Annotated in this window: 9 protein-coding genes and 1 riboswitch; of the genes, 4 read left to right on the forward strand and 5 right to left on the reverse strand. The window is 47.4% G+C overall.

What is annotated here, in order from left to right; all coding sequences use genetic code 11:
* Positions 1 to 33 precede the first annotated feature (33 nt).
* The 5 genes from L865_RS0116840 to L865_RS0116860 form a co-directional block, all read right to left on the reverse strand.
* Positions 34 to 1,737, reverse strand: a complete 1,704-nt coding sequence (locus L865_RS0116840) for a chitinase (RefSeq protein WP_028774315.1) — start codon at positions 1,735 to 1,737, stop codon at positions 34 to 36.
* A 79-nt stretch (positions 1,738 to 1,816) separates the two neighbouring features.
* Positions 1,817 to 4,420, reverse strand: a complete 2,604-nt coding sequence (locus L865_RS0116845; RefSeq protein WP_028774316.1) for a glycosyl hydrolase family 18 protein — start codon at positions 4,418 to 4,420, stop codon at positions 1,817 to 1,819.
* A 150-nt stretch (positions 4,421 to 4,570) separates the two neighbouring features.
* A riboswitch (cyclic di-GMP riboswitch) is annotated at positions 4,571 to 4,693 on the reverse strand.
* Positions 4,694 to 4,978: 285 nt separating this feature from the next.
* A complete protein-coding gene (locus L865_RS0116850) occupies positions 4,979 to 6,196 on the reverse strand; it encodes a M24 family metallopeptidase (RefSeq protein ID WP_028774317.1) in 1,218 nt (405 codons plus the stop codon).
* A gap of 234 nt (positions 6,197 to 6,430) precedes the next feature.
* Positions 6,431 to 7,204 carry an ROK family protein gene (locus L865_RS0116855; RefSeq protein WP_028774318.1) on the reverse strand — a complete coding sequence of 258 codons (774 nt, stop codon included), beginning with the start codon at positions 7,202 to 7,204 and terminating at the stop codon, positions 6,431 to 6,433.
* 188 nt (positions 7,205 to 7,392) lie between these two features.
* On the reverse strand, positions 7,393 to 8,595 hold the full coding sequence (locus L865_RS0116860) for an MFS transporter (RefSeq protein ID WP_028774319.1): 1,203 nt from the start codon (positions 8,593 to 8,595) through the stop codon (positions 7,393 to 7,395).
* Between the two features lie 200 nt (positions 8,596 to 8,795).
* Between L865_RS0116860 and L865_RS0116865 the strand changes: the two genes are divergently transcribed.
* From L865_RS0116865 to L865_RS0116875, 4 genes are all read left to right on the forward strand, one after another.
* Positions 8,796 to 10,583, forward strand: a complete 1,788-nt coding sequence (locus L865_RS0116865) for an aminopeptidase P family protein (protein ID WP_028774320.1) — start codon at positions 8,796 to 8,798, stop codon at positions 10,581 to 10,583.
* 572 nt (positions 10,584 to 11,155) lie between these two features.
* Positions 11,156 to 11,314 carry a hypothetical protein gene (locus L865_RS25595; protein ID WP_157577637.1) on the forward strand — a complete coding sequence of 53 codons (159 nt, stop codon included), beginning with the start codon at positions 11,156 to 11,158 and terminating at the stop codon, positions 11,312 to 11,314.
* Between the two features lie 454 nt (positions 11,315 to 11,768).
* Complete coding sequence (locus L865_RS0116870; protein ID WP_028774321.1) at positions 11,769 to 12,593, forward strand: hypothetical protein; 825 nt, start codon at positions 11,769 to 11,771, stop codon at positions 12,591 to 12,593.
* An 83-nt stretch (positions 12,594 to 12,676) separates the two neighbouring features.
* Positions 12,677 to 12,949, forward strand: a 273-nt coding sequence (locus L865_RS0116875) for an IS3 family transposase (protein WP_028774322.1), incomplete at its 3' end; no start/stop codon positions are given.

A 12,949-nucleotide genomic window follows, 5' to 3' on the forward strand; every position in this document is an offset into this window, starting at 1 on the left:
TATCTATAGATTTTATTGAGCCTACTGGGCAAACTACTTGGCTATCCAGGCATCTTGCCAAGCCACACCCACTCCGGGCTCGTAGGCCCAAGCGGCACCGCCGCACCATGCGGTATAGGGAAAAGGTTTACATTGATAAACTTGCCCCATATTACTCACTAAATCACCATCCGCATAAGCCGTACCGGCTTGATAAAGCGCCACGTCATTGGGTGGCGTGCTGCTATCGACATTGACCATCACATTATGGCTAACACTATCACTTAGCCCCGCCCCGTCAGTCACAGTCACCATCACTGAGATTACCGTGCTCTGGGTTAGCGTTGGCAATGTCAGCGTCAGGGTGGGTTGATCTATAACAGCAGCTACAGCACCTGACGGTAGTTGCCATAGATAGCTTAAGGCCGTTTGCTCAGGGTCACTCGACTGCGCGGCAGAGAGCTGAATTTGCGCACCGTTACTGGCACTCGCTGACCCAGTAATTAATGCTGTTGGCGCTTGATCTACTGGGTCTGTCGGATCCGTGGGTTCACCACTACCTTCAATCACCACTTCAGGGAAAAAGTGCTGTAAACACTGGCCATAATCACCGGCTTTAAATGCACTAAAACGAGTTTGATAGCCAACCAACTTACAAGCATAACTTTTACCACCATTAGGATTACCCGGTACATAAGACCAATCTTGTTCCCAGTAAATCGCCATTGCACCCGCACCTTGGGTATCAAAAGGTTGCATGGATTTACACCCTAACTGCTCACCACTGTCTATCGGCACGCCAAGATATGGGGCGATAGCTTGATAATAACTGATTCGATTTAGCGACTGGGGTTTTTCAGCGCCGGCACCACACTCAATACCGCCGTTGATAATGTGGGTCGTCAAACCAAACCCTGCGGTTAAACCCTTAGTTGCATCATGACTATTGGGTTGCCACGTACCCTCTATCACATGCAACATAGAGGGTTTTGGCGGCTGCGGATAAGTAAAAAAGAACACCGCACTGGCTAGGTTTAACCAAGTATCAGCCACCTTTTGTGGATCGTTAAGCAGCACGCTGACATCACCAAACATGGCATCAGAAAACGGCCCATAGTTGTAGCTATATGAAAGCTGCTTTGCCCCACGGCCAAAATAGCTTTTATAACTGCCATCAGCAAATGTGCCGCAGGGCCACTGCTGTCCTTGCCAAGTGCTTGGGTTACATTCCATGTTGTAACCGCCACGCTTGGTCTCATCCCAGCCCACTTCACGCACCCAATATAATCCTTGGCGCCATTCAGGCTCAGGGCGATACTGATCATGCGCACCCGTTTCTTGGGCAAAGTGAGCAAACATGGTTGCCAGTGACTTTCTACATATGGCTTCGCTATCACGGCCATCGTCATAACTGCCGCAAAGGGCGGGAAATTTAGCTGCGGCTTGTAGCAAACCTTGGTAAGTATACTCAGGAGCACGCAGCGCAAATAAATACTCAAATTGGCTTTGGCTAAAAACCGATTCAAGTCTTCTAACATTGTCTGGATTAGCGGGATTGAGCGGCGTTACCGCTGCGACGATGTCATTGTCTCGGGTAGCAATAGACGCTTTTACTGCTTGCATTAACGGAAAGTCAGTTAGCTGGTTTTCCGTGGCATCGACCTGCGCTTGGGTCAATATTACCGGCTCCACGGCCGCAACTTGCGCAGCCGTTAGCGCACTTAGGCCAAGACCTAAGATCTGTATGGGATATTTCATCGAAGAGTACTCAATATGATCAACAAGAAAAACCTTGCTGATGGTTGGCCACCAGCAAGGTTGAGCGAGCTAAATAGCGTTAGTTAGCCGGACCAATATCAGTCCACACGCTGGCAACACCTGGCTCTTCACCGCGGCTCCACCATTTGGCTTGCCAACTGCGACCATTATGGGTAGTGGTTTCACCGCCATTGTAGGCAACGTTGGCATTCCAGCCCATTGCGACACTACTCACCAGCGCCCAAGCATCGGCACTCACTGTTGGCTCGTTGCCTTGAGTCCAGTATTTGGCTTGCCAGACCAAACAGTTGTGACTCACAGTATCGCCACCTGTATAGACTGTGCTTGCATCCCAAGCAGGATGGTTGGGTGCATCTGGGTCGCTAACATCACAGCCTCCAGTGCTTTCTGCCGTTACAGTTAATACCGTTTGAGCACTGGCATCTAACGCCCCATCAGAGACGGTTAAACTTAGGGTGTAATCGGTATCAACGGTCACTGTTGGCGCGGTAATCGCTAAGGTAGCAGTGGTGTCACCGCTGACCACTAGGCCTGCTGGCACTGACCAGCTGTAGTTCAGTGGATCACCGTCAGGGTCAGATGCGCTGGCGCTCAAGCTCGTACTCTGGCCAGATACCACCGATGCGGTAGCAGGTAAACTCAGCACTGGCGCGCCATTAGCTTGTTCGGCAAGATGGTTAACCGTCGTGCTAGCCACAACCGAGAGCCCTTCAGGATCGGTCACAGTTAAACTGAAACCGTATTGAGTGTCAGTCTCTGTTGCCGTAAGGGCAAAGCTAGCTGCAGCTACATCAGCGTTCACTAGGGTCACTGCTGGGCCGGAGGTTTGCTGCCATGCGTAAGTTAACGCCTTATTTTCCGGGTCGCGAGATAAGCTACCATCTAAAACAACATCCACTGTGCCAGTGACATTTTGCGCCGCGCCCGCATTGGCAATCGGGGCTTTGTTCACTGGCGGATTAGTGCCTTCACCGTGGCCTAATCCTTCGTGCATTGCATTTAGAATGTCACCATTATCGGCATCAATCTCCCAAGCAAATAGACCACCAAGCTGATTTGCTGTGACATACTGGCCTTTAGCTGTTACTGAGCGAGGATCATCATAGGTAATTAAGTCACCGGTTGACGCCTTAAACACATAAGGTGCTTCAGCAATCTCATCATATTGATATTCCCAGCCAGCACCTAGGTACTCATTGACGATCTGGCGGTAATCGACCACGCCATCTTCCCAGGTGCCTTTGACTTTCCCTGTGGCGGTGCCGGTAAATGGATTATTACCTTGGTAGCCACTGACACCGGTCCAGCCACGGCCATACATCGCCGCACCTAAAACGATTTTGCCCGGCGTCACCCCTTGAGCAAGCAGCGCATTGACACCTAAATCAGCGGTGTTTTTAGTCTCGGGATCCCAGCTCGCGGCATACAAGGCCGTTTGGTGATTCAAATCAGTGTTTGACCAACCACCGTAAAAGTCGTAGCTCATTAGGAAGATATAATCCATATACTGCTGAGCAGCCTGATAATCAACAACGGCAACCTTTTCACGACCCGCACTGATAGCTGAAGAAAGCTCATAGGTTCGCCCTGTCTCTGCCGATAACTCATCGAGCATCGCGCGCAGGTCTTTCATCAACAGTACATAGGTATCGCCATCATTCACTGGATCCCCAAGATCGGGATTAGCCCCTGCTCCACCCGGGTACTCCCAATCGATATCGACACCATCGAAGAATTTCCATGTTTGTAGAAACTCTTTCACTGATGCCACAAAGCGATCACGCTTAACCTTGTCACCAAAGAAATAAAACGGGTCTGATAAGGTCCAGCCACCCACCGACGGTAGAATTTTTAAATCAGGATAGGCCTGCTTTAACGCCATTAACTGGCCGAAATTGCCTTTGTAGGGATCACCAAAATCACTGACGCCACTTTGTGGCATTTGCAGCGCCGCCCAAGGATCGTGAATGGCAACTTTGAAATCTTCTCGGCCGCTACAGGCACGTTGCAATGCTTGAAAACTGCCTTCAATCTCTTTGAGGCTATCGTTAATGCCATCGCCGCCACAAATAGGGGTAAAGCCATATAAAATATGAGTTAAGTTTTGCGCCGGAATTTTATCAACCGGAAACTTACGACCATACACGCCCCACTCGACAAAATAGGCTCCCACCACCTTGCCGGTTTTGTTGACATAGGGTTTATTGTTTTCTTGCAGTGCAGTTTGCAATGGCGCTAAATGGCTACCATCGGTGTCGGCTACCACAATCTCTTTGGCATCACTTTGAGTACAGCCGCTGGCATTACATAACTCAACCTGCATTTGATAACGGCCACCTTGGCTAACATCAAACACTGCACTACCCGACGCCGCTGAAGGCCCGCTCCATACGGTAACACCATCAAGCAGTACATTGGCGGTGTCGCCAACATCGCCACTCCATAAATTCCAATTTACATCGACACTGGCAGCATCTTTTACAGTGATAAGCTGCTCGTAAGCGGTAGCCGATTGGCTGACTTCGATGATAGCAAAGTTGGTTTCTCCCCAGCCGATAGTCGGCTTTCCAGGAGCGTTGGCATAGGCGGCACTAGATAGCACCGAGCTGACGAGCAAAGCGCACAGGCTTGGTGTCGTCATGTTAGATTTTGCGTTAAACATAGGGTAAAAATCCTTATTTCTAATTATCTATTAGCAATAAGGCAAACAAAGCGATGACAGAATACAAATCTGCTCTTAAGACCATAAACTCCTGCACTTAATGACCTTTGCGGTTCTATTTAAGCAGCACTCATTTATGAAGAAACTTCCTGTGGCATCCCCGCTGTCCTAGGTACTTCCGATGTAGCACAATAGTGCGACCCTATTGGCTATATTCCCCTTAGACCGGTAGCTTTGCGTCCCAACTTTTCAATTGGTTTGCCTTCCACTTCATTTGATGACAACGCTGTCATCGATAATTAGCATAGACCCACAATTAACAAAGATGCAACAACTTATTTTATAAAAATTGGAAAATAACGGTAAAAAAGGAGATAAACAATCATTAACTGGCCGACTAAAAGCATAAAACTCTGGCCGATGGTGGGTGTCATTTCAATGTCATAAAAAGATAAAAAAGCGACAAGAATCAAGTTCATGTCGCTTTTTGATAATTTAGCCAGTGCTAATTTGAAAGGGCTTACACCTAGCTATAAGTATTAGCACTAGTCCAACAAGTTATGCCTCATAACCAAATGGATCATCAATCGAGTGTGCTGGTGCAGTAAACCATTGTGGGCCATCATCAGTCATAAAGAAATGATCTTCATGACGGACACCAAACTCACCCGGTACACAAAGCATAGGTTCATTGCTAAAACACATGCCCGCTGCCAATGGTGTTTGATCATTCAATACCAGATAAGGCCATTCATGAATATCTAAGCCCACACCATGACCGGTACGGTGCGGCAAGCCCGGAATATCATAACCTGGACCAAAACCTGCTGCCTCTAAAACAACCCGCGCCGCTTTGTCTACATCGGCACAGGGAGTACCAATTTGCGCCGCTTCAAAGGCCGCAATCTGTGCATCTTGTTCATGCTGCCACAAGCTGCGCTGACGCTCGCTAGGGGTACCAAAAACATAAGTGCGAGTAATGTCTGAATTGTATCCCTGTACTTGGCAACCGGTATCAATCAGCACCGTGTCATTCAGCTCCAACGCTTTAGGCGATTTAACCCCGTGTGGATAGGCACTGTCTTCGCCAAATAATACGATGCAAAAATACGAACCTGCTGGTGCCCCAACGGCAATGTGCGCCTGATTAATAAAGCTTTCAACCTCGGCAACGGTAATACCTTCACGTAAAATACGTGCCGCAGCTTTATGCACCTCTAACGTCATGTCTTTAGCACGCTGCAACAGGCTGAGTTCAGTGGCAGATTTAATCATTCTGCAGCCCGCGGTCACGGGTTTAGCATTGACATATTGGTAATGAGCATGGGCCTGACGTAATCCATCAAAAATGAAAAAAGCCGCCGATTCATCAATGCCAATAACCCCTTGGCTGATACCCATAGCCGCTATCGCATCGCCGCATAGAGCATAGGGGCTTTCATCTTCTTGCCAGGTGTTAACCTTACCCTTAATCACCATAAAGCCCTCAAGCGTATCAAGCTCGAACGCCGGTGCGATGTACTCTAGCTCGCCCTGTGCCGGCAAAATAGCGCCAACCATACGCTCGCTGGCATACCAACGGGTCCCGGTGTAATAGTACAAATTGGTCCCGGCATTAAGGTAGATAGCCGCAATTCCTTGCGCTTGCATTATCTGCTGCGCCTTAGCAATGCGTTGGCGATACTCTTGCTCTGTGATCGGCTCAACACCTTGGGTCATGTCGGAAAGTTTTGCTAATTCTATTGCTGCGGTTGAACCGCCTACACCTAGGGTCATTATATTGCCTCGCACGGTCTGATAACTGTTCGCTATATTGCGAATTGATGGGTTCTCTGGCAAGCACAGCGCCAGCTGATTAACTCAGCTGTCACGCACTGGGCCGCGTTATGCTATTGAGCTGCCTGTTTTAGCATAAAGTATACAAATATGCAGTAGAAAAATATTCAAACTGATGGCAAAACGGCGCGAATCGCGCCGTTTTGCTCAACAAATAACTCAATAGGAGAAAAGTTAAGATCTATCTAGCAATACACTTAAGCCTCTGCAGACCAAAGTTTCCATGTCATCTACTCGGCCAATTTGAGTTTCACTGAGGGGATCAGGTAACGCCATCTCATTGATCGCGTTAATACAACCTTTGTAATAGTCGGGATTGTTCATCATGCCACCCGCCAACCAGATACGGTTAGGATTAAACAGGTTTACGGCCCAAGCCAAGCCCATGCCAAGGTAGCTGCCAGCGCGATAAAGTTGTGCTGGCGTTTTTAAATCGCGGGTACGAATTGAATCTCCACTGGCAAGCTGCTCTAAACTAAACTCACCAGATTCGGTCATCACTCGGCAATGGCCTAACTCACCCGCCAAGCCACTTGCGCCAGAAAATGGTTTACCATTAAGCGCAATCGACATACCAATGCCCGTACCAGCCATCACCAGTAACTCGCTGGTGTGTTTAGGGTCGCATACCGCCTGCATCCCCGCATCAATGTCGTTATAAATAATGACATTAGCAGCCTCAGTGGCCAGGTGCTCAGCGGTTAAGCCATTGAGACAAGGCAGTGACTTGCTGGTCAACAGGGTGTTATCTCTCACTAGCCCCGGCACAGCGATAGCCAACTGATAGCCAGTTAAACCGTAATCACTCTCTAACTCAGACAGTTGCTGATTGAGAACCGTCGCGTTAAAGCCTTCGCCAGTTAAGATCTTGTATTGCTCAGTACGACCATCAAAGCTGATTTGAAATAGTGCTTTGGTACCGCCAATATCAACCGTAATTTTTTGCATAACTTGCCCCAAACGTCGCCATCCGTGAGCGCTTAATTTTCTTTTTATGTGGCAGTCACATTAACACATTAGCGGTACATTTTCGCTATAAAATCTTAACCTATCTTATGTCATCTAAAGTGCGTAAACTCTCATCTAATCGGTTGAAAAGAATTAATTTATACCCGCCACACAGCTAAACAGTCGCATCAGCTGTTTTCAACTGCCGAAGCCTGCTTGCTGTAGAAGTATTGCCAAGCCATTAGCAATAAATGTAGTGCAATAAACGGAATGCAACTGAGCAGTAAAACTTGCCAACCGAGTAAATGAATCACCCAGCCTGCACTTAATGACGCAATGGCCTGGGCACCAAACACAAATGAATCGTTAAATGATTGCATGCTATAGCGCTCACTGCGCGCATAATAACGTGGTAATAACACCGTGCCGGAAACAAACAGAAAGTTCCAACCTATGCCTAATAACACTAACGCCAACCAATAGTTAAGTAACTCAGCCCCCATTAAGGCCACGACAATAGTGACCACATAGGCCAGTAAGCCAATGAGCATCATTTTCGATGTGCCCCACTTAGCAATCAAGTAACCACTAAACAGGGATGGCAGATACATGGCGATAATATGGCTTTGAATCACCCATTTAGTATCGGCCAGTGAATGATGCTCAATATGGTGCATGTGCAGCGGGGTGGCCGTCATCACAAAGCTCATTAATGCATAACCTATGGTTGCCGCAGAAATGGCGACCCAGACCCCAGGCGTTGCCAAAATGTGTATCAGCGGCGACGCGGGCGTGCTATCGAGTCGAGCATCACTTGCCTGCTGCTGCGTCACTTCGGCTTGGCTATCATAAAAACTCAAGATGATGGCTGCGCCCAAGCTCACCAAACTTAAGAACATAAAGGCCCCTACATAGGGAAGGCTAATCAACTCGCCACCCAATACGGCGAGCTCTGGACCCACAAAAGCCGCGACTAAGCCACCGACTAAAACCCGCGACGCCGCCTTAGGTGCCAACTCGGCACTGACCGACTCCATCGCCGCAAAACGATACTGTTGCACTACCGCGCCAGCACTACCTAGCATAAAGCCACTGAGACAAAACAGCGCAAACCATTGCTGCCCAGTGGCGATGATAGCCACCCCGCCCGATGTTGCAGCCCATAACGCGCCGGCAATAAACAGGGGTTTACGACCAAAGCGACGCATCAAGCGGCTCACTGGCACAACCGATAACGCCACGCCAATCACCATAGATGCAATTGGCAACGTAGCTAACGCTTCACTGGGGGCTAGCTTTGCACCGATAATGCCACCTAATAGCATCATCATCGGCGTTGCGCTCATGGCAAACGCTTGCGCTAAGGTGAGAATCCAAACATTCTTGGCCATAGTTAAATCCCTAAACTTAGACAAAATGGATTGCGGCAAACCGCCTAAAAAACAACACCATAACATTAAGTTTTACACTCAGGTAAAATTTGCATAAAGAAAATTGTCGCCTAACCTTCCCTCGCACATATTCAACTGCCATAATCAGCCACTTTCTCACAACCTCTATGCCCTAACCGGCTGCCGTCCTTGGAGAGTTTATGACCCAATCAATTGCCGATCGTCTTAGCGCAGTCCGCGCTGAAATGGCCAAAGCTAACTTAGATGCTTTTATTGTTCCACGCGCCGACGAATACTTAGGTGAATATGTGCCTGAACGCAACGAGCGCCTGCACTGGCTCAGTGACTTTACCGGTTCAGCGGGTATGGCTATTGTGTTGAAAGATAGCGCCGCAATATTTATTGATGGCCGCTATACCGTGCAAGTTGCCCAGCAGGTAGACTCATCTCTGTTTGAATATTTAAGCCTCTCTGATGTGCCGCAATTGCCGTGGTTAGCTGAGCAGCTGAGCGCCAACGCACGTATCGGCTATGATGCCAAGTTACATCCACTAAGCTGGCAACAGAACGCACAAGCGCTATTTAGCAGCCAACAGATGCAATTAGTGGCCGTTGAGCAAAACCCTATCGACAGCAACTGGCAAAACCGACCTGCATTATCTAACCAAGCAGCCCGTCTGTTTGATGAGCAAAGCGCCGGTCGCAGCAGTTTGGATAAACGTCAACAAATTGGAGCAGCCATTGCAAAACAAGGCGCGGATGTTGCACTCGTAGCCGCATTAGACTCCTGCTGTTGGTTATTAAATCTACGTGGCAACGATGTACCGCGCCTGCCTGTTATTCTTTGCACCGGCTTACTGCACGCCAATGGCGACATGCAGGTCTTTACCGACCTAAGCAAGCTGCCAGCAGGGACCCAAGAGCATGTGGGTTCAGGTGTTAGTTTATGTGACGAATCAGCCCTAGCTGGAGCCTTGGCTAACCTTGACGGTGTGAATCTATTAGCCGACCCCAACAACGCCAATGCTTGGTTACAGCTCACTGCTGCCAACCATGGTGCTAAACTGATTGCTGCGAGCGATCCCGTCGCCCTGATAAAAGCACAAAAAAATGAGGCTGAACTAGCGGGTATGACAGCTTGCCATATTCGTGATGGCGTTGCCGTTAGCCAGTTCTTAGCCTGGTTAGACCGTGAAGTGGCGGCAAAACGTTTTTATGATGAAGGTCAGCTTGCCGATAAGCTCGAATCTTTCAGACTCAAAGACGCACAATACATCGAGCCTAGCTTTGACACCATTTCTGCCACTGGTGGCAATGCCGCCATGTGTCACTACAACCACAACAATGGCACCCCTGCCATGATGCAAGATAACAGCATCTACTTGGTTGACTCTGGCGCCCAATATTTAGACGGCACCACCGACGTGACCCGTACGATTGCCATTGGCGAAACCACGGCTGAACAGCGCAAAATGACCACCTTAGTGTTAAAAGGTCACATTGCGTTAGATCAAGCCAAATTCCCCCGCGGTACAACCGGTCAGCAACTCGATGGTTTTGCCCGTCAGCACCTATGGCAATACGGTTTTGATTATGATCATGGCACGGGTCACGGTGTGGGTCATTTCCTCAGTGTGCACGAGGGGCCGCAGCGTATCGCCAAAAACAGTAACAATGTCGCCTTACTACCGGGCATGGTGCTATCTAACGAGCCAGGCTACTACCGCGCCAACGAGTTTGGTATTCGCTTAGAAAACCTAGTAGAAGTTCGCCCAGCTAAAGCCCTTGCCGATGCAGAGCGCGAAATGTTTGAGTTTAACCCGCTAACGCTTATCCCAATGGACACACGTTTGTTTGATAAGTCGCTATTAAACGAAGCGGAAATCAATTGGCTGAACGCCTATCACCAACGAGTATTTGAGGCCATCGCCCCACATATGCAAGGTGAAGATCTCGACTGGCTACATCAAGTGACTCAAGCCATTTAACCTCGCGGTTAGCCCTCCAATTTAAGAAGCCACCTAATTTAAGGTGGTTTTTTTTGGCCTCTCGGCCAGAGGTTAAGTTCCCCTGCACACCGAACCATTACGCGCCTAATGGCCAGTTAGTGCCTGCAGCTGGCATCGCTACACTTTCGGATATGTCGATAGCCTAACTTTAAATACATACCTCACAGGTAAGGCGAAAAGTGGGCAATCATCCACCTTGATGATTTAGCAAAGGGTTTGCCTCTCGCAGAGATTTGCTTCTAACAGTATCTCACTTTTAACAGTATCTCGCTTCCCAGCGGGGTATGTGCGATTGCACTTATGACTCGCCATAAATACATCCATGTAGGCTTCGCGGCGACGTCCTGTCGCCGAGAGTCAACGTGCAATCACACCGAGTCAATTATCTCTTCGATTAGACGACCAAGAGTGAACTCAGAAAAGATTTCAAACTCAACTAACCACAGACTACACACTTAATACCCTTGTAGCGTCCGGCATAACCTGATTTTTAAATAGGCTAAATATTCGTCAAACCTTAATGCCACAGACAACGGTAAATTCGAAGAGATATGAAATCTAGTGTAGATGCGGTCGAGGCCTTTGACAGCATGGATGCTGTCGCAGAGCGCCCAAGGATGGGTTCACAGCGTGCCGAGCAAGTATCTACACATTCCTCGCCGGGAAGGCGAAACCCCGCTACAGGAAAATCAGTGTGGTGTCCGGCATAACCTGACTCTAAATAGGTTAAATACTTTTAGAACCTTAGTGCCACAGGCAAAGGTAAATTCGAAGAAAAATTATATCCAGTACAAGCGCGGCTGTGACTGGGATTCTACTTGCTTCGATTTGACAGTGCTTTGTACAGCTATAGTCCTTTTCAAGAAAGGCTATGAGAACGAGCAAAAACATGGAAACTGAGAACTCGTGCTGCGATGAATTTCCGTTTAGCCTCTGATTTATCAATAATTTCTTTTTCATAGCAGCAGAAAAGCGTCACAAATAAGTCAATTCCGACTTTCTACAGCGAACACTGAAGGAAAGTCATCCTCGACTTAACCATAAGCTATTGAAGGTGAATAATTTTTAAGTTAACTTGCTAGTATTGAATTAACATGGCTGTCCGTTATTATGCGGAATTCAGCCTAATATACTGTTATACGCTTCAAGAGTACGGAGACTTCTTTGGCCAGATTAGCACCAAAACTTGAGACAATAAGAGCGTTATTTGCTCGTTCAGGAAATCAGTGTGCATTTCCTGGATGCATTCACCCTTTAGTGAATGACAAACAAAAGTTTATTGGTCAGGTTTGTCATATTGAAGCAGCAATGCCGGAAGGTGAGAGATATAACTCTAAACAGAATGACGAGCAACGACGATCGTATGAGAATTTACTAATCCTATGCTATCAACATCACATAGAGACGGACGAAGTAGAGGAATATCCCGTTGAAGCAATGATTAAGATGAAGCGGGAACACGAAGTAAACTTCCTCAAATCAGATTTCAAAATAGATGAAGCAGCTTTACATAAGCTAATGCGTGATGTTGAAACTTATTGGGATAAAATTGAAGTATTAAATACCGTTGAGCATACGATGGAAGATCTTGCTTTTCGGGTTACAACTAAAGGCGGTTATAGCAAGCTATTTGATGATGCTCGTGAAACTATTACTAGAATCGAAGAATTATTAGAGAGACTTAGTCAAAGTAACGACAGATTAAATGATGATTTCATCAGCTTCATTGAAGAGCATGGCGTAGATAGCTCGATATTCAAAGAATTGCCTTATTCAGTCAGTCCTTTTAACATCAGGAACTGGGAGGACTTTTCTCTTAGCCGTCCAAACTGCCTGATACAAATTAGGATTGACCTGCTCACAATTGAGATTAAATACTTAGAAGAATTTCTCAAAACAAACAGCCAAGATAAACAAGCAATTTCATATCTTGAAGATGCTAAATCTAGATTAGCGGATATGGCTCAAAATGCTGTGATGTATGATTAAAAAGCGTATAACAAGTCGTTTAAAAGGACAATGCTCTTCCCCCGTTTTAGTAGACACCTTCTCATCACTTTGAGGAGGCTAAAATGCCTAAATATACCCAACCAAGAAAGACATGGTTTTACCCTGTAAAATTCAAAGTCAAAGCTGTCCAGCTAAGCTTAAGAGACGATGTCATGTCTAAGGATGTTGCGCTAGCGCTTGATATTCACCCGTTAATGCTGAGTCGTTGGCGAAAAGAATACAAAGAAGGTAAGTTTTCTAAAGCCCCTCGCTATCAATGCAACAATGAAATTATGAGCAAGCTACCCACCAAAAGTGAGCTGAACGCTCTCAAGAAGCTAAAGAAAGAAAATCAG

The sequence above is a fragment of the Shewanella waksmanii ATCC BAA-643 genome, from assembly GCF_000518805.1.
Lineage (GTDB): Bacteria > Pseudomonadota > Gammaproteobacteria > Enterobacterales > Shewanellaceae > Shewanella > Shewanella waksmanii.

Coding starts and splice junctions, on each gene's coding strand:
- L865_RS0116865 (WP_028774320.1), top strand. CDS start 8,796: ATGACCCAATCAATTGCCGATCGTCTTAGCGCAGTCCGCGCTGAAATG.
- L865_RS0116860 (WP_028774319.1), bottom strand. CDS start 8,595: ATGGCCAAGAATGTTTGGATTCTCACCTTAGCGCAAGCGTTTGCCATG.
- L865_RS0116855 (WP_028774318.1), bottom strand. CDS start 7,204: ATGCAAAAAATTACGGTTGATATTGGCGGTACCAAAGCACTATTTCAA.
- L865_RS0116845 (WP_028774316.1), bottom strand. CDS start 4,420: ATGTTTAACGCAAAATCTAACATGACGACACCAAGCCTGTGCGCTTTG.
- L865_RS0116840 (WP_028774315.1), bottom strand. CDS start 1,737: ATGAAATATCCCATACAGATCTTAGGTCTTGGCCTAAGTGCGCTAACG.
- L865_RS25595 (WP_157577637.1), top strand. CDS start 11,156: ATGAAATCTAGTGTAGATGCGGTCGAGGCCTTTGACAGCATGGATGCT.
- L865_RS0116850 (WP_028774317.1), bottom strand. CDS start 6,196: ATGACCCTAGGTGTAGGCGGTTCAACCGCAGCAATAGAATTAGCAAAA.